Below are 16,203 nucleotides of genomic sequence, written 5' to 3'. Positions count from 1 at the left end.
ATCTCCTCAGCGGCAGCGGAGCAGGCCCAGGCCGGCTTTCGTGGCGAGCACCCGTCGTACGGCGGTCTCCACGACGCCCGAGAACGCCCGGTCCGCCGTCATCCGCGTCAGCAGTCCGTGCGTGAGCCCGGGGGCGAGGTCGGGCGCCGCGGTCAACAACACGTCGCCGCCGGCCTGCACGAACCGCACGGCCCGCTCGCCCACCGGGGTGGCCGCCAGAGCAGGCGTGTTGACGTCGTCGGTGATGACCAGCCCGGCGAAACCCAGCCTGCCGCGTAGCAGCCCGGTCACCACCGCGCGCGAGAACACGGCCGGCTGTTGGGCGTCCAGGCGCGGGTAGCGCGCCGAGGAGACCATCACGGCCTGGGCGCCCGCGCTGATGCCCGCGGCGAACGGCCCGAGGTAGGGGTCGGTGGTGCTCGCGACCGGGTCGGTGATGCCGGTCGAGCTGGTGTCGGTGTTGTCGGTGATCCGGCCGAGGCCCGGGAAGTGCTTGAGCGTGGCGGCCACGTGCGAGGACCGCATTCCGCGCACCACGTCACCGACGGCCCCCGCGACGACCCTGGGGTCGCTGCCGTACTCACGGTGGAACGCGCCGATCGGTGCGTTCCGGGTACCGATCGCCGCAGGCACGGTGTCGGCCACGGGTGCCAGGTCGAAATTGAGACCCGCGGCATGCAGGGACCGGGCGAACGACGCGGCGTACGCCGTACGCGCAGCCGGGGACATCCGGGCCTGGGCCGTGGCCGACTCGATGGCCGGGAATCCGCTGCCGCGCAGCTCCTGCACCTGCCCGCCCTCCTGATCGGCGGCGATGAGCAGGCCGGGGGAGCCGGTGCTGCTCGCCTGCGCCTGCACGGCCGCCGACGCGGCGCTCACCGCCGCGGACCCCTGCCAGCCGCCGGCGTAATAGACCGAACCGACGTGCGATACGGCGATCGCGCGCCGCACGGCGCCGGCACCGCCGGTCGTCATCCCCACCATCACCAGTTGACCGGCACGTTGCGCGGGAGTCATCCGGTCCACGATCGAGTCGATGCAGCTGGCCGGTTTCGACGGCGCGCCCGCGCGCGTCGACGGTGTCGAGGTGCGGGTGGGTGTGCGCGTCGGGGTGCCGGACGACGACCCGTGGGCGCGGGACATCGAAGGTGCCGCCGAGGTCGTGGAGGTCGACGGTGTGGCCCGAGCCGACGGGGTTGCGCTCGTCGTGCGGACCTGGGCGGCCGAGCCGCGCGCCGACGATGCCGAGTCGCCGCCACCGGAACACGCGGCGAGCGCGAGCACCACGGGCAGTGCGAGCGGCGCGAGACGGCGGCGGCCGGTCACAGCGGCGTCACGACCAGCACGACCTGCGCGCCGCCGACCCGGGTGATGACGATGGTGGTCGTCCGATCGCCCTGCAGGCGCAGTTGTCGGCGCAGCTGGTCGGCGTCCAAGGAGACCCCGCGCTTCTTGATGGTGAGGGTGCCGGTGTCCCGGTCGCGCAACAGCGCGCGAAGCCCCTTGAGGTTGTAGGGCATGGCGTCGGTGATGGCGTAGCGGCGCGCCCAGGGCAGCTGGACGTCGGCCAGCCCGGTGACGTACCCGACGCCCGGTGACAGCTCCCGGCCGTCGGCCGCGTTGACGAGGGCTCCCACGAGACCCGCCCGGATCACGGCGCGGTCCGGCTCGTAGAGGTAGGGTCCGAGTCGGGCGAGCTCCGCGGGCAGCGGCTGGGCGCCCAGTGCGTCGCGTTCGGTGACGAGCGCAGTGACATGCTCGCGCACGACGCAGGCGGTGCGCCCGGGCGTCCGCACGGTGGCGCCGGCCCAGAGCGCGCACTCCAGCACCTCCCCGTCGTACGACGTCCACTGCGCCTCGACCCCGGCCGGCACGGCTGCGTGCGGGAAGGACGGGCTGAGCTTGGCCCCCGGCGGCGGGGGTGCGGGTGAGGTAGCCGCGGACGTCGTCCCACGACGGACTGATGTCCTCCAGCCGGAAGAGCCGGCGGGTGCGGCCCTGAGCGTCGGCCACCCCGGGCGTCCGTCGCGCAGGGTCGAGCCAGACGCCACAGCCGCGGGCGTCCTCACCGCTCGGGATCGCGACGTCGTGCGCGGCCGTGTGCTGCACCTGGGCCCGCGGCCAGTGGCGCAGGTTGACGGCGGCGATGGCCGCGGTCGCCTCGTCGGTGTCGACGGCGGTGAGGGCGATCCCGGCCTTCGCGAGCGCGATGGCGTCGGCCCCGATGCCGCAGCCCAGGTCGTAGACGTGGCGTACCCCGGCCTCGACGAACCGGGTCGCGTGGTGGGCGGCGATCCGTGCCCGGGTGGCCTGCTCCAGGCCGTCGCGGGTGAAGAGCATCTCGCGGGCCGCCGCACCGAACTTGGGCACGGCTCGGGCGCGCAGGTCGGACTGGGTGAGCGCCGCGGAGACCAGTTCGGCGTCGAAACCCTCGCCGCGCAGCCTGGTGGCCAGGGACATTGCCTCGGACGCGTCGTACGGTGGCAGCGACTGCAGCAGACCCCACCCCTCGCCCGACGCGAGCCGGTGCACCAGGGCGGGATCCATGGCGGACATTCTGACGTACGACGGGCCTGTGACGACCGCTGCCGCGGCCCTTCGTGCGGGTTTGGCACTCGAGTTGCACGAGTGCTAACGCCCGGCATAGATTCAGGGCTGGCACTCCCCCTGGGACAGTGCCAGTGCAGGCACCGAGGCCGACCCCGCGACGGCGTCCTCGATCGGCCTTCACCGGCGAGGGCCCAGGGACCACCAACTCCCTGCCATCGGCAGGCCACCAAGGAAGGTCCCCACCGTGTCGGTCAACATCACGCCGCTCGAAGACCGCGTCGTCGTCAAGTCCGTCGAGGCCGAGCAGACCACCGCCTCCGGCCTGGTCATCCCGGACACCGCCAAGGAGAAGCCCCAGGAGGGCGAGGTCCTGGCCGTCGGCCCGGGTCGCATCGACGACCACGGCAACCGCGTCCCCCTGGACGTCGCCGTCGGCGACAAGGTCATCTACAGCAAGTACGGCGGCACCGAGGTGAAGTACTCCGGCGAGGAGCTGCTCATCCTCTCCGCCCGCGACATCCTCGCGGTCGTCAAGTAACTCCCGTCGTCACGTAGCTGACGACATCTCGTACGTCGCACGCCCCGGCTGTGGGCCCGTCATCAACACTGCCGGGCCCGCCGCTGGGGCGTCGTCGTACCAGCTGCCTGCCTCCCCGCACGCACCCACGAAACACTTAAGGACCACACATGGCTAAGACGCTGGAGTTCAACGACTCCGCCCGCAAGTCCCTCGAGCGCGGTGTCGACGCACTCGCGAACGCCGTCAAGGTGACGCTCGGCCCCAAGGGCCGCAACGTCGTCATCGACAAGAAGTGGGGCGCCCCCACGATCACCAACGACGGGGTGACCATCGCCCGCGAGGTCGAGCTGGACGACCCGTACGAGAACCTCGGCGCGCAGCTCGCCAAGGAGGTCGCCACCAAGACCAACGACGTCGCCGGTGACGGCACCACCACCGCCACGGTGCTCGCCCAGGCCATGGTCAAGGAAGGCCTGCGCAACGTCGCGGCCGGCGCCGCCCCGTCCGCGCTGAAGCGCGGCATCGACAAGGCCGTCGAGGCCATCAACGACCGCCTCCTCGCGACCGCTCGCGAGCTGGAGGGCAAGGACGAGATCGCCCAGGTCGCCACCCTGTCCGCGCAGGACAGCACGGTCGGCTCGCTCATCGCCGAGGCGTTCGACAAGGTCGGCAAGGACGGCGTCATCACGGTCGAGGAGTCCTCCACCGCGATCACCGAGCTGGACTTCACCGAGGGCATGCAGTTCGACAAGGGCTACATCAGCCCGTATTTCGTCTCCGACCCCGAGCGGATGGAGGCCGTCCTGGAAGACGCCTACATCCTGATCAACCAGGGCAAGATCTCCGCCGTCGCCGACGTCCTTCCGCTGCTGGAGAAGGTCGTGCAGGCCGGCAAGCCGCTGCTGATCATCGCCGAGGACATCGACGGTGAAGCCCTGTCGACCCTGGTGGTCAACAAGATCCGCGGCACGTTCAACGTCGTCGCGGTCAAGGCGCCCGGGTTCGGCGACCGCCGCAAGGCCATGCTGCAGGACATCGCCATCCTCACCGGCGGCCAGGTCGTCGCCGAGGAGATCGGTCTGAAGCTGGACCAGGTCGGCCTCGAGGTGCTGGGTCAGGCCCGTCGCACCGTCGTGACCAAGGACAACACCACGGTCATCGAGGGCCAGGGCGACTCCGCGGACGTCGACGGCCGCGTCAAGGAGCTCAAGGCCGAGATCGAGCGCACCGACTCCGACTGGGACCGCGAGAAGCTGCAGGAGCGGCTCGCGAAGCTGGCCGGCGGCGTCTGCGTCATCAAGGTCGGCGCGCACACCGAGGTGGAGCTGAAGGAGAAGAAGCACCGCATCGAGGACGCCATCTCCGCGACCCGGGCGGCCATCGAAGAGGGCATCGTCGCCGGTGGCGGCTCCGCTCTGGTGCACGCCTCGGCCGCGCTGCAGAACCTCGCGCTCGAGGGCGACGAGGCCACCGGTGCCGCACTGATCGGCAAGGCCGTGGTCGAGCCGCTGCGGTGGATCGCCGAGAATGCCGGCCTCGAGGGCTACGTCGCGGTCTCCAAGGTCCGCGACCTGGAGTCGGGCAACGGCCTGAACGCCGCCACCGGCGAGTACGGCGACCTGATCAAGTCCGGTGTCATCGACCCGGTCAAGGTCACCCGGTCGGCGCTGCGCAACGCCGCCTCGATCGCGTCGATGGTGCTCACCACCGACACGCTCGTGGTGGAGAAGAAGGAAGAGGACGACTCAGACGCCGGGCACAACCACAGCCACGGCCACTCGCACTGAGCCGAGCTGAACCGAGCTGAATTGCACGAACGACGGGCTCCCAGCCATCCGGCTGGGAGCCCGTCGTCCCGTGCGAGGGGGTCTCATCCGGCGACGACGTGCACCTCGACGTCGCCCAGACGTACGACGGCGCCCACCGGCACCGCCCGCGCGCGCCGGGTCTCGACCTGCCCGTCCACGAGCACCTCGCCGCGCTGGATCAGCGCGCGCGCCTGCGCACCGTCCTGCACGACCCCGGCCAGTTTGAGCAGCTGGCCGAGGCGGATCGATGCGTCGCGGATGGGCACCTGCAGAGGAGCTGTCGTCATGCTCGACATGGTGTCAGGCGCCGGACACGCCACCCCCGCAATTGACGGCGCGTATGCGGGGCTGGTTACGGTGGACTGCTATCGCGCGTCGACCAAGGACCCGGTGGGTCCGAAGGAGCCAGATGAGTCTCGGCGGTTCGCAGCCGACGCCCCACGAGACGTGGGGCCCTGCGGCGACCCTCGGCGACGACGTAACGAAATCGATTCGACCCACGATGGAACCGGCGGACGCGCAGATTCCGCTGTGCGACCTGGTGGCAGAAGCCTGCGATGGGGATGCGGCGGCCACCGACCAGCTGATGGCAGCTGTGCACCAGATCGCCCTCCGGTACGCACGCGGGCGACTCGGACGGCACTCGGCTGCCACGCATGCGGCCGCGGATGCCGCGCAGGAGGTGTGTGTGGCCGTCTTGACCGCACTTCCGCGCTATGTCGACCGCGGGCTGCCCTTCGAGGCGTTCGTCTACCGGATCGCCGCCAACAAGGTGGCCGATGTGCAGCGCTCCGTGATGCGCGGCCCGCAGCCCACCGACGAGGTGCCCGAATCGGTCGACACCGCACCCGGACCCGAGGCCGCCGCCGTCGCCGGCGAGCAGGCGGACCGCATCTGGAAGTTGCTGCACAAGCTCTCGCCGCAGCACCGCGAGATCCTCACCCTGCGGGTCGCCGTCGGCATGAGCGCCGACGAGACGGCCGCCGCGCTGGGGATGACGGCCGGTGCCGTCAGGGTCGCTCAGCACCGTGCTCTGACCCGGTTGCGCTCGCTGCTCCCCACCGGGGGTGAGGCGCTGTGACACCCCCCTCCATCCACCGCATCCAGAGCGACGACGAGCTGCTGGACCGGATCGGCTCGCGCGCCGCGGCCCGCGACGGCGTACCCGACGACGATCTGACCGACCTGCTCATCGGCTGGGTCGCCCACGTGGACGACGCGCCCGCGGCAGCGTCGGACAAGACGCCCGGACGCTATGCCCGCACCCGGCGCGGCGGCGTGCGCGCCGGCGTCGCCGCCGCGGTGCTCGTCGGCACGCTGTCGGTGAGCGGTATGGCCGCCGCGGTGACCAGCACCACCGTGCCGGTGCTGCAACAGCTGGGTCAGGTGACCAGGGGACTGGTCTTCGTGCCGCCCGATGCCGCCACCCAGCACCAGACGCCGTCGCCGGGCGCGCCGATCGCCGACGGCACGGCCACCACGTTCCTCACCGCGCCCCCCGCCGCCCGGCACGCCGCAGGATCGCTACACGAGCTCGGCGTCGGCGTTGTCGCCGTCCTCGATCTTCCGCCGCCCGGCTCCTGGGTCGACGTCCTCCCGGCGACCGACGTCCTCCCGGGCCGCGCCCACCTCGACACGGCCGCTCACGTCGAAGCCCACGACGACCGCGCCCACGACGCCTCCGAGGACCACGGCGCCCACCACCGCGCCGACGTTCACCGTGACCCCGACCACGCCTCCGACGTCGACCGGTTCGCCCACCGGCACCTCGGGGCCGACCCGCACCGTGCGGCCGACCATGCCGACGAGCCCGGGCGCGAGTTCGTCGACCACGACGGTCCCGACGAGCCCGACGCCGCGGCTGTCCACGTCGACGTCCTCCTCGCCGCCGGCGCCGTCCTCGACCCCCGCGGGCAGCGCCGGCTGACGCGGGCCACCGGAAATCGGCCGCGCCGCAGCCGCCTATAATCGGGTGATGGCGCAGGACAGCTCCAACGACATTTCTCTTCCCGCGATGTTCGGACCGCTCGGGCTCACCTACGACGATGTGCTGCTCCTCCCGAACGAGACCGACGTCATCCCGAGCGAGGTCGACACCACCAGCGCGCTCACCCGTGAGATCAGCCTGAAGGTGCCGTTGATCTCGGCCGCGATGGACACCGTCACCGAGTCGCGGATGGCCATCGCGATGGCCCGCCAGGGCGGCATCGGCGTCCTGCACCGCAACCTGTCCATCACCGACCAGGCCGACCAGGTCGACATGGTCAAGCGCACCCAGACCGGCATCATCGACCGTCCGGTCACGATCGGGCCGGACGCGACCCTGGAGCAGCTGGACGAGATCTGCGGTCGCTACCGCGTGTCCGGCCTGCCGGTCGTGGACCCCGACGACCGGCTGATCGGCATCATCACCAACCGCGATCTGCGCTTCACGCCCGTCGCGGAGTGGGCCACCACCAAGGTCGACGAGGTGATGACCCACCCGCCGCTGGTCACCGGCCCGGCCGACATCAGCCGCGAGGCCGCCACCACCCTGCTGCGCCAGCACAAGCGCGAACGGCTGCCGCTGGTGGATGCGGACGGGCGCCTCGCCGGTCTGATCACCGTGAAGGACTTCGTGAAGTCCGAGCAGTTCCCGCTGGCGTCCAACGACGAGCACGGTCGGCTGCTGGTGGCGGCCGCGATCGGCTACTTCGGCGACGCGTGGGAGCGGGCCACGACGCTCGTCGAGGCGGGCGTGGACGTGCTGGTGCCCGACGTCGCCAACGGGCACGCCCGGCTGATGCTCGACATGATCCGCAAGCTCAAGTCCGACCCCGCGACCCGCCACGTGCAGATCATCGGCGGCAACGTCGCGACCTACGACGGTGCCAAGGCGCTCGTCGAGGCCGGTGTCGACGCGGTCAAGGTCGGGGTGGGACCGGGCTCCATCTGCACCACGCGCGTGGTCGCCGGCGTGGGTGTGCCGCAGGTGACCGCGGTGTACGACGCGGCACGGGCCGCCCGCCCGGCCGGCGTACCCGTGATCGCCGACGGTGGGCTGCAGTACTCCGGCGACATCGCCAAAGCCCTGGTGGCAGGGGCGAGTTCGGTGATGGTCGGGTCGCTGCTGGCGGGGTGCGAGGAGTCGCCCGGTGAGCTGATCCTGATCAACGGCAAGCAGTTCAAGGCCTACCGCGGGATGGGCTCGCTCGGGGCCATGGCCTCGCGCGGCAAGAAGTCGTTCTCCAAGGACCGCTACTTCCAGGCCGACGTCGCCAGTGACGACGAGATCGTGCCGGAGGGCATCGAGGGCCGGGTCGCCTACCGCGGTCCGCTCGGCGCGGTCACCCGGCAGCTGGTCGGCGGGCTGCACCAGTCGATGTTCTACGTCGGGGCGCGCACCGTGCCGCAGCTGCAGGAGCGCGGCCGCTTCGTGCGGATCACCTCCGCGGGGCTCAAGGAGTCCCACCCGCACGACGTGCAGGGCATCGTCGAGGCGCCCAACTACTCCGGTCGCTGACCCGCGCCCCAGCGGCGCGTTTCGGGCCGCAGCGGGTGCGACCGCTAACCTGACGCGGTGAGTGAGATCGAGATCGGCCGCGGCAAACGAGGACGTCGGGCGTATTCGTTCGACGACGTGGCGGTCGTGCCGTCGCGACGCACCCGGGATCCCGAGGAGGTGTCGGTCTCCTGGCAGATCGACGCCTACCACTTCGAGCTGCCGGTGATGGCCGCGCCGATGGACTCGGTGATGTCGCCGGCCTCCGCGATCGCGCTCGGCCAGCTCGGCGGACTGCCGGTGCTCGACCTCGAGGGCCTCTGGACCCGCTACGAGTCGCCCGAGCCGCTGCTGGCCGAGATCGCCTCCCTGGATCCGGCCAACGCGACCGCGCGGATGCGCGAGCTCTACGACGAGCCGATCCGGCCCGACCTGATCGAGTTGCGGCTGAAGGAGATTCGCGGATCCGGGTGCACGGTCGCCGGCGCGTTGTCGCCGCAGCGCACCCAGGAGCACTGGCGCACGGTGGTCGACGCCGGTGTCGACCTCTTCGTCATCCGGGGCACCACGGTGTCGGCGGAGCACGTCTCGGGCCGCGCCGAGCCGCTGAACCTCAAGCGCTTCATCTACGAGCTCGACGTGCCGGTCATCGTCGGCGGCGTGGCGACGTACACCGCCGCGCTGCACCTGATGCGCACCGGTGCAGCCGGCGTCCTGGTCGGGTTCGGCGGGGGAGCGGCGCACACCACGCGGCGCACCCTCGGCATCCACGCGCCCCTCGCGTCGGCGGTCGCCGACATCGCGGCCGCGCGCCGTGACTACATGGACGAGACCGGCGGGCGCTACGTGCACGTCATCGCCGACGGCGGCCTGGGCACCAGCGGCGACGTGGTCAAGGCCGTCGCCTGCGGCGCCGACGCGGTGATGCTCGGTGCGGCACTGGCCCGCTCGACCGAGGCACCGGGGCGTGGCTTCCACTGGGGCTCCGAGGCGCACCACCACGACCTGCCGCGCGGCGAACGGGTCGAGGTCGGCACCGTCGGCACCCTGGAGCAGATCCTGACCGGCCCCGGGCAGTCCGCCGACGGCTCCACCAACATGGTCGGGGCGCTGCGCCGTGCCATGGCCACCACCGGATACTCCGATCTGAAGGAGTTCCAGCGGGTCGAGGTCGTCGTCGCCCCGTACCAGCGCAGCTGACAATTCGGCGCGCCGATCGGCTTCCCTCCGTGACCGCGGTCACCTACTGTGCAGTAACTACTGCTGAGTAGCCGGCCGCGACGAGGGAAGCGATGGATGGCGATGACGACGTACGACCATGACGTAGTGGTGATCGGCTCCGGGTTCGGTGGCTCCGTGGCGGCGCTGCGGGCGGCGGAGAAGGGCTACGACGTCCTGGTCTACGAAGCCGGACGCCGTTTCGAGGACTCCGACTTCGCGAAGACCTCCTGGGACGTGCGCAAGTACCTGTGGGCGCCGGCGTTCAAGTGCTTCGGCGTGCAGCGCTACCACCGGCTTCCCGACGTGATGGTCCTGGCAGGCGCCGGTGTGGGCGGGGGATCGCTCAACTACGCGAACACGCTCTACAAGCCGCCGACCCCGTTCTTCCAGGACCCGCAGTGGGCGGGCATCACCGATTGGGAGGACGAGCTCACCCCGCACTACGACGTGGCGCGCAGGATGCTCGGCGTGGTCGAGGACAACCCGTGCTGGGGCGCCGCCGAGGAGATCATGCAGAACGCGGCCGCACAGCTCGGCGCGTCCGACACCTTCCGCAAGACGCCCGTCGGGGTGTTCTTCGGTGCGGCCGGTGAGACCGTGCCGGACCCGTATTTCGGCGGCGAGGGCCCGGAGCGCACCGGTTGCACCGAGTGCGGCAACTGCATGGTCGGCTGCCGGGTCGGGGCGAAGAACACGCTGATGAAGAACTACCTGGCGCTCGCCGAGCGCAAGGGCGTGCGGATCGAGCCGATGCGCACGGTGGTGCGTCTGGAGTCGCTGGGCGGCGACGAGGGGTTCCGCGTCACCACCCGGTCCACGGGAGCGTGGGTGCGCGCCGATCGTCGTACCGTCACCGCCCGGCGTGTGGTGCTCGCGGCAGGTACCTGGGGTACCCAGCAGTTGCTGCACCGGATGAAGGCCGACGGGTCGCTGCCGCGGCTGTCCGACCGGCTCGGTGTGCTCACCCGCACCAACTCCGAAGAGCTGGGCGGGGCCGCCGCCGTACGAGTCCCCGCCGACCCGGCTGTCGACCTCACCAAGGGCGTTGCGATCACCACCTCGTTCCACCTCGACGGCGACACCCACGTGGAGAACTGCCGCTACGCCAAGGGCTCGAACCTGATGGGGCTGCTGTCGACCCTGCTGATCAACGGCGACAAGTCGCTGCCCGGCAGGACCGGGGAGCTGCTCACCGCGTTCGCGAAACAGCCGATCCGGCTCAGCCGTGCCCTCGGCCCGAAATGGAGCGAGCGCACCATCATCGCGCTGGTCATGCAGTCGCTGGACAACTCGATCACGGTCGGCGCGAAGCGACGGCTGGGCCGGGTCCGCCTGACCAGCACGCAGGGTCACGGTGAACCCAACCCGAGCTGGATCCCGACCGGGCACAAGGCGATCCGCGCGATCAGCGATCAGCTGAGCAAGCTGGGAGACGTCGACGTGGTGCCCGGCGCGTGCTGGCCGGAGTTCCTGGGGATGCCGATGACCGCGCACTTCCTCGGCGGCGTCACCATCTCCGACTCGCCGCGGACCGGTGTCATCGACCCGTATCAGCGGGTGTGGGGCTACCCGGCCCTGTCGGTGGTCGACGGCGCGGCGGTCTCGGCCAACCTGGGCGTCAACCCCTCGCTCACCATCACCGCTCAGGCTGAGCGTGCCCTCGCGATGTGGCCCGCCAAGGGCGCGGACGACGTACGACCCACTCAGGGCGCGGTGTACGAACGAGTGCCCGCTCCGGCGGCGCGGGTGCCGGGCACGCCGCTCGGCATCCCGCAGGTGCCGGCGAAGGTGCCGACCGCGGTCTGACAGCGTCCAGCGGTCACTCGTCGCGCCAGGAGTGCCACAGCGCGGCGTACGCGCCGTCGGCGGCGACCAGCTCGGCGTGCGGGCCGATCTCGGTGATCCGGCCGTCCTCGACCACGGCCACCCGGTCGGCGTCGTGCGCGGTGTGCAGGCGGTGGGCGATCGCGACCACGGTGCGGCCCTCGACGACGGCGTTGAGGGAGCGCTCCAGGTGGCGCGCGGCGCGCGGGTCCAGCAGCGACGTCGCCTCGTCCAGCACCAGGGTGTGCGGATCGGTGAGCACCAGCCGCGCCAGCGAGAGCTGCTGCGCGGCAGCATCGGTCAGCGTCCGGCCGCCCTGCCCGATGCGGGTGTCGAGGCCGTCCGGCAACGCGGACGCCCACGGCAGGGCGTCCACCGAGCGAAGCGCCGCCCAGAGCGTCTCGTCGTCGGACGCGGGCCGGGCGAGGAGCAGGTTGTCGCGCAGCGTCCCGACGAAGACGTGGTGCTCCTGGGTGACCAGGGCGACCTCGCCGCGCAGGTCGTCCAGCGGGAGTTCGACCAACGGCACTCCGCCGACGGCGACCGAGCCGCTGCCGGGGCCGTCGATGCCGGCCAGCAGCCGGCCGAGGGTGGACTTGCCCGCGCCGGAGGGCCCGACGATCGCCAGCCGTTCGCCGGGTGCCAGATCGAGGTCGATGCCGTGCAGCACCTCGCGTCCGGCGCGGTAGGAGTAGCGCACGTCGCGTGCGGCCAGCCGGGAGTCGCTCGGGCGCGCGTCACCCGCCTGGCGGTCGGGCGGCAGGTCCTCGATGCCGATGATCCGGGCAAGGGCGCTGGCACCGACCTGGATCTCGTCGAGCCAGGACAGCAGCTCGTCGATCGGGTCGCCGATGGCCAACGCGTAGAGCACGATCGTCACGACCTGACCGAGGTTCGCGTGGCCGTGCGCAACCAGGAAACCGCCCCACAGCAGCGCCACGCCGACGGGCAGCATGGCGCCGAGGTCCACGGTCGGGAACCACCACATCCGCAGTCGCAACGTGTAGAGCTCGGCGTCCCACATCCCGCGGATCGCGCTGTGCAGCCGGGAGCGCCGCACATCCTGCAACGACAGTGCGTCGATCGTGCGGGCGCCCTCGATGCTCTCGCTCACCACGCCGTTCGTGACGGCGTACGACGCCCGCTCCCGTGCGTAGCCGGGCCCGGCGAAGCGCAGGTAGCGCTTGGTCGACAGGGACAGCAGCGGCAGGGTGATGAGCAGCGACAGGGCGACCAGCGGGTTGACCAGGAAGGCGGCCCCCAGGGTCAGCAGCGAGGTGACTGCCGCGACCAGGGTGGCCGGCACCCCGAACCGCACCGCGTAGGACAGCGCATCGACGTCGTTGGTGGTCCTCGAGACCAGCTCGCCGGTGCCCGCGCGCTCGACGGTCGAGAGCGGCAGCGCCAGCACCCGGTCGATGAATCGCTCGCGCAGTCCGGCGAAGACGGTCTCGCCCAGCACGTACGCCGAGCGGCGGGCCGTCCAGGTCAGGGCGGTCTGCGCGAGCACCACCACGAGCAGCGCGACGCCGAACCGGTCGATGGTCGCGTTGTCGATGCCGTGCGAGAGCCGCTCGATGAGCTCACCGAACAGCCGCGGTGCGCACAGGGCGGCGACGGCCGCGAGCGCGTGCAACCCCACCGTCACGATCAGCGCGCGGCGATGTCGACGCATCAGCATCCGGGCGTGCCGGCGCACGGCAGCACCGTCGGCGACCGGCAGGACGGTGGGCTTCGCGACCTCAGGCGTGAGCGGGCTCATCGATGTCCTCCTCTCCGCGCAGGACGACGCGTCGGTAGGCCGGCGAGGTCCTCGACAGGTCCGCGTGGGTGCCCTCGGCGACGATGCCGCCGTCCTGCAGCAGCAGCACCCGGTCGGCCTGGTCGAGCAGCAAGGGGCTGGCGGCCATCACGACGGTCGTGCGACCGCGGCGCGCGGCGGCCAGCCGGGCCGCGATCCGCGCCTCGGTGTGCGCGTCGACGGCGCTCGTCGGCTCCACGAGCACCAGGGTCTCGGCGCGGGTGAGCAGGGCGCGTACGAGGGCGAGCCGCTGACGCTGCCCGCCCGAGAAGGACCGGCCGCGCTCCTCGACCTGCGACTGCAGCCCGTCCTCCAGTGCCAGCAGCACGTCGTGCGCGTCGGCGGCGTCCAAGGCGGCGGCGATCTGGTCGGGGGTGCTCCGGCCCGCGGGGTCGAGCTGATCGAGCAGCGTCCCGGCGAAGAGCCGCGGGTCGACCTCGGACACGACGACTCGCGAGCGGGCCTCTCGCACAGCGACATCCGCAAGACGTACGCCGCCGAACGTCACATCGGTGCCCCCCTGCCCGAACCGGCCCAGCCGGTCCGCCAACGCGGACGCCTGCGCGGGTACGTCGCAGACCACGGCCGTCAGCAGGCCGGGCGCGAAGACCGCGCCGGTGGAGGGGTCGACCAGTTCCTGCGGACCGTCGGGCAGGTGCGCGGTCGGGACCTCACCGGTGTGGTCGCCGGGGATCTGCAGGACCTTGATGATGCGGCCTGCCGCGACGCGGGTCGCGAGGAACTTGCCGGTCATCTCCGTCGCGGTCGACAGCGGCATCACCAGGAAGGTGGAGTACCCGTAGAACGCCACCAGCTCGCCGGGCGTGATCGCGCCGGAGTGCACCGACCGGGCGCCGAGCCAGGTGACCACCAGCATGAAGATGCCGGGCAGCAGCACCTGCGCGGAGTCCAGCGTGGACTGCGGGATCGCGACCCGCACCCCTTCGAGGCGTACGCGTTCGGACTGCTCGGCATAGCGGTGACGGAAGGTGTGCTCGCCGCCGACGCCGCGCAGCACGCGCAGTCCGGTGACGGTGTCGGCGCCCAGCTCCGAGAGCCGGCCGGACTGTTCACGCTGCGCCTGTTGGCGTCGTTGCAGGGGCTTGATCACCGCGGCCAGGGCGGTCAGCAGGACCGGCACCCCCAGCAGCACCACCAGACCGAGCGGGAGTGAGCTGCGCAGCAGGATGATCGCGACCACCAGGTAGGCGACGATCGCTCCGACGAACCGGGCGAACGCGTCGTAGGACTCCGCGAAGCGGGTGGCGTCGGTGGCCGCGCTGGCCACGACCTGGCCGGTCGGCATCGCCCGGGGAAGCGCCTCACCGGAGTCGGTGGCGTGCTCGCCGACCAGTTGCATGCAGCGGAACGCCGCCTGCAGCCAGTTCAGGACCGCGAAGCGGTGCCGCAGCACCCCGGCGCCGGCGGCTATCGCGGCGAGCACGATCAGCGTGATCGACCACAGCACCAGCGCGCCCATGTCGTGCCCGCGGATGCCGTCGTCGGTGCCCCGGCTGATCGCGGCAGGCATCATCGCGAGACACAGCATCCAGACGATCGCGCAGCAGACCCCGCCCAGCACCGTGCGCCACTGCAGGCGTGCGGTCCATGCCATGAACCGCACCGGCGACCGCAGATCGGGTGTCCCGGGGTCGTCGTACGGTAGGGGTCTCATGGCGTGCTTCAGCCTAGGTCGGGCGGGGACGCGGACGCGATCGGTTTTCCGCGGGGGAGGGCTGGGCGTCGGCGCACAGCCGCCGGACGCACAATGGAGACCATGCTCCGGGCCGCTCTCACACCGCGCCTCATGGGCCTGTTCGTGCTCATGGTCGTGCTGGTCGTGGCGTTCGTACTGCTCGGCATCTGGCAGCTGGACGTGGCCCGCAGTGCCGGGCACGCCACCGCGAACCACCAGATGCAGGACCGGCCGGTCACCGCGATCACCTCCGTGATGCAGCCCGCCGAGAGCTTCCCCTCCAACGGGTCGCTGCGGCCGGTGCGGGCGACCGGGCACTACGACGGCGCCCTGCAGGAGCTGGTCGCCGGGCGGACACTGGACGGACACAACGGTTTCTGGGTGCTGACCCCGCTGGTGGTGGACGGCAACGGGGCACGACTGCCGGTCGTCCGCGGCTTCGTCGCCGACCCGACGCACGTGCCGGCGCCCCTGACCGGAAGCCGCCAGGTCACCGTGACCGGTGCGCTCGCGCCGGGGGAGTCGCCCGCGACCGGCAGCTACCCGAGCGGCCAGATCGGCGCGATCAACCTGGCGGTGCTCGCGAACACCTGGGGCGGCACGGTCTACAACGCGTTCGTCTTCGCCACGGACGAGTCGCCCAGCGCGACCGCCGCACCCGTGGCGACGTTCCCGCCGCCGCAGCCGGGAGGCGGCGGCTTCCACCTGCTCAACGCCGGATACGCCGTGCAGTGGTGGGCATTCTCGTGTTTCGCGGTCTACGTGTGGGTGCGGATGGTGCGTGACGAGTACGCCGCGGAGGAGGCCGGGCGGGCCGCCGAGCTCCCGTCCGGGCCGGTCGCGGACAATGGCGAAGGCACGGACGGCGAGCAGACCGCCGCGGCATCAGTCGAGACGAAGGACCGGCAGTGAGCGAGCAGACCCAGAAGGCGGCGCGACCCTCCGGGCGCACCCTGATCGACCCGGTCAAGGCGCGTAAGGGGCTGACCTTCTTCAAGGTGATGGCGGTCATCGTCGGGATCGGCCTGCTGCTGCTGACCGCCCAGGTGATCCTCAAGTACGCCTTCGACAACGGTGCGCTCGACTGGTGGCCGCAGCCGCACGGCCTGGTCTACATCGTCTACATCGCCGCCACCGTCAACCTCGCGTTCAGGATGCGCTGGGGGCTGCTCAAGATGGTGGGCGTCATCCTGGCCGGCTGCGTGCCCTTCCTGTCGTTCTACATCGAGCGCAAGGTGAGCGCCAACGTCGAGGGCGACCTCGCGGCGCTGCAGGCGGACACCCCACGCGGCTGAGCGGCGT

The 16,203-nt window shown here is 71.6% G+C and carries 15 protein-coding genes; 10 read left to right on the top strand and 5 right to left on the bottom strand.

What is annotated here, in order from left to right:
• Positions 1 to 6: 6 nt before the first annotated feature.
• Positions 7 to 1,017: a glycoside hydrolase family 3 N-terminal domain-containing protein gene (locus tag LVQ62_RS17200; RefSeq protein ID WP_233763382.1), complete on the bottom strand. Its 1,011-nt coding sequence runs from the start codon at positions 1,015 to 1,017 to the stop codon at positions 7 to 9.
• A gap of 19 nt (positions 1,018 to 1,036) precedes the next feature.
• Between LVQ62_RS17200 and LVQ62_RS17195 the strand changes: the two genes are divergently transcribed.
• A complete protein-coding gene (locus LVQ62_RS17195) occupies positions 1,037 to 1,372 on the top strand; it encodes a hypothetical protein (protein WP_233763381.1) in 336 nt (111 codons plus the stop codon).
• Here the strand turns inward: LVQ62_RS17195 and LVQ62_RS17970 are convergent.
• Positions 1,323 to 1,874 (bottom strand): hypothetical protein, encoded by a 552-nt coding sequence (locus LVQ62_RS17970; RefSeq protein WP_370639647.1) that lies wholly within the window; start codon positions 1,872 to 1,874, stop codon positions 1,323 to 1,325. The genes LVQ62_RS17195 and LVQ62_RS17970 overlap by 50 nt on opposite strands.
• A 920-nt stretch (positions 1,875 to 2,794) precedes the next feature.
• Between LVQ62_RS17970 and groES the strand changes: the two genes are divergently transcribed.
• Positions 2,795 to 3,088 (top strand): co-chaperone GroES, encoded by a 294-nt coding sequence (groES, locus tag LVQ62_RS17185; protein WP_179479219.1) that lies wholly within the window; start codon positions 2,795 to 2,797, stop codon positions 3,086 to 3,088.
• Between the two features lie 149 nt (positions 3,089 to 3,237).
• Positions 3,238 to 4,857: a chaperonin GroEL gene (groL, locus tag LVQ62_RS17180; protein WP_233763378.1), complete on the top strand. Its 1,620-nt coding sequence runs from the start codon at positions 3,238 to 3,240 to the stop codon at positions 4,855 to 4,857.
• 83 nt (positions 4,858 to 4,940) lie between these two features.
• Here the strand turns inward: groL and LVQ62_RS17175 are convergent, their stop codons facing one another.
• Positions 4,941 to 5,165: an RNA-binding S4 domain-containing protein gene (locus tag LVQ62_RS17175; RefSeq protein ID WP_233763377.1), complete on the bottom strand. Its 225-nt coding sequence runs from the start codon at positions 5,163 to 5,165 to the stop codon at positions 4,941 to 4,943.
• Positions 5,166 to 5,380: 215 nt separating this feature from the next.
• Between LVQ62_RS17175 and shbA the strand changes: the two genes are divergently transcribed.
• The 5 genes from shbA (at position 5,381) to LVQ62_RS17150 (ending at position 11,386) form a co-directional block, all read left to right on the top strand.
• A complete protein-coding gene (gene shbA / locus LVQ62_RS17170; protein WP_233767925.1) occupies positions 5,381 to 5,959 on the top strand; it encodes an RNA polymerase sigma factor ShbA in 579 nt (192 codons plus the stop codon).
• Complete coding sequence (locus tag LVQ62_RS17165; protein WP_233763376.1) at positions 5,956 to 6,846, top strand: hypothetical protein; 891 nt, start codon at positions 5,956 to 5,958, stop codon at positions 6,844 to 6,846. The genes shbA and LVQ62_RS17165 overlap by 4 nt, the downstream gene beginning before the upstream one ends.
• 7 nt (positions 6,847 to 6,853) lie before the next feature.
• Positions 6,854 to 8,380 carry an IMP dehydrogenase gene (gene guaB / locus LVQ62_RS17160; RefSeq protein ID WP_233763375.1) on the top strand — a complete coding sequence of 509 codons (1,527 nt, stop codon included), beginning with the start codon at positions 6,854 to 6,856 and terminating at the stop codon, positions 8,378 to 8,380.
• Between the two features lie 57 nt (positions 8,381 to 8,437).
• On the top strand, positions 8,438 to 9,559 hold the full coding sequence (locus LVQ62_RS17155; RefSeq protein ID WP_208053788.1) for a GuaB3 family IMP dehydrogenase-related protein: 1,122 nt from the start codon (positions 8,438 to 8,440) through the stop codon (positions 9,557 to 9,559).
• Positions 9,560 to 9,661: 102 nt separating this feature from the next.
• Positions 9,662 to 11,386 (top strand): GMC oxidoreductase, encoded by a 1,725-nt coding sequence (locus LVQ62_RS17150; protein WP_233763374.1) that lies wholly within the window; start codon positions 9,662 to 9,664, stop codon positions 11,384 to 11,386.
• 13 nt (positions 11,387 to 11,399) lie between these two features.
• Here LVQ62_RS17150 and LVQ62_RS17145 read toward each other — a convergent pair whose 3' ends face one another.
• Together LVQ62_RS17145 and LVQ62_RS17140 are read right to left on the bottom strand one after the other, a co-directional pair.
• Positions 11,400 to 13,166 (bottom strand): ABC transporter ATP-binding protein, encoded by a 1,767-nt coding sequence (locus LVQ62_RS17145; RefSeq protein ID WP_233763373.1) that lies wholly within the window; start codon positions 13,164 to 13,166, stop codon positions 11,400 to 11,402.
• Positions 13,147 to 14,880: an ABC transporter ATP-binding protein gene (locus tag LVQ62_RS17140; RefSeq protein ID WP_233763372.1), complete on the bottom strand. Its 1,734-nt coding sequence runs from the start codon at positions 14,878 to 14,880 to the stop codon at positions 13,147 to 13,149. The genes LVQ62_RS17145 and LVQ62_RS17140 overlap by 20 nt, the downstream gene beginning before the upstream one ends.
• 102 nt (positions 14,881 to 14,982) lie before the next feature.
• Here LVQ62_RS17140 and LVQ62_RS17135 point away from each other — a divergent pair, with 102 nt between their 5' ends.
• Both LVQ62_RS17135 and LVQ62_RS17130 read left to right on the top strand, forming a co-directional pair.
• The gene (locus LVQ62_RS17135; protein WP_208053792.1) at positions 14,983 to 15,813 is read left to right on the top strand and encodes an SURF1 family protein; all 831 of its coding nucleotides are present in this window, start codon (positions 14,983 to 14,985) and stop codon (positions 15,811 to 15,813) included.
• Positions 15,810 to 16,196, top strand: a complete 387-nt coding sequence (locus tag LVQ62_RS17130; RefSeq protein ID WP_233763371.1) for a DUF3817 domain-containing protein — start codon at positions 15,810 to 15,812, stop codon at positions 16,194 to 16,196. The genes LVQ62_RS17135 and LVQ62_RS17130 overlap by 4 nt, the downstream gene beginning before the upstream one ends.
• Positions 16,197 to 16,203 lie beyond the last annotated feature (7 nt).

Origin of the sequence: Allobranchiibius sp. GilTou73 (assembly GCF_021391335.1) — a bacterium.
GTDB classification, from domain to species: domain Bacteria; phylum Actinomycetota; class Actinomycetes; order Actinomycetales; family Dermatophilaceae; genus Allobranchiibius; species Allobranchiibius huperziae.
This window is presented reverse-complemented; position numbering and strand designations above follow the sequence as displayed.

Excerpts from the sequence above, each read along its gene's own strand:
- LVQ62_RS17200 (WP_233763382.1), bottom strand. The coding sequence starts at position 1,017 with ATGACTCCCGCGCAACGTGCCGGTCAACTGGTGATGGTGGGGATGACG.
- LVQ62_RS17195 (WP_233763381.1), top strand. The coding sequence starts at position 1,037 with ATGCAGCTGGCCGGTTTCGACGGCGCGCCCGCGCGCGTCGACGGTGTC.
- groL (WP_233763378.1), top strand. The coding sequence starts at position 3,238 with ATGGCTAAGACGCTGGAGTTCAACGACTCCGCCCGCAAGTCCCTCGAG.
- LVQ62_RS17175 (WP_233763377.1), bottom strand. The coding sequence starts at position 5,165 with ATGACGACAGCTCCTCTGCAGGTGCCCATCCGCGACGCATCGATCCGC.
- shbA (WP_233767925.1), top strand. The coding sequence starts at position 5,381 with ATGGAACCGGCGGACGCGCAGATTCCGCTGTGCGACCTGGTGGCAGAA.
- guaB (WP_233763375.1), top strand. The coding sequence starts at position 6,854 with ATGGCGCAGGACAGCTCCAACGACATTTCTCTTCCCGCGATGTTCGGA.
- LVQ62_RS17150 (WP_233763374.1), top strand. The coding sequence starts at position 9,662 with ATGACGACGTACGACCATGACGTAGTGGTGATCGGCTCCGGGTTCGGT.
- LVQ62_RS17145 (WP_233763373.1), bottom strand. The coding sequence starts at position 13,166 with ATGAGCCCGCTCACGCCTGAGGTCGCGAAGCCCACCGTCCTGCCGGTC.
- LVQ62_RS17140 (WP_233763372.1), bottom strand. The coding sequence starts at position 14,880 with ATGAGACCCCTACCGTACGACGACCCCGGGACACCCGATCTGCGGTCG.
- LVQ62_RS17135 (WP_208053792.1), top strand. The coding sequence starts at position 14,983 with ATGCTCCGGGCCGCTCTCACACCGCGCCTCATGGGCCTGTTCGTGCTC.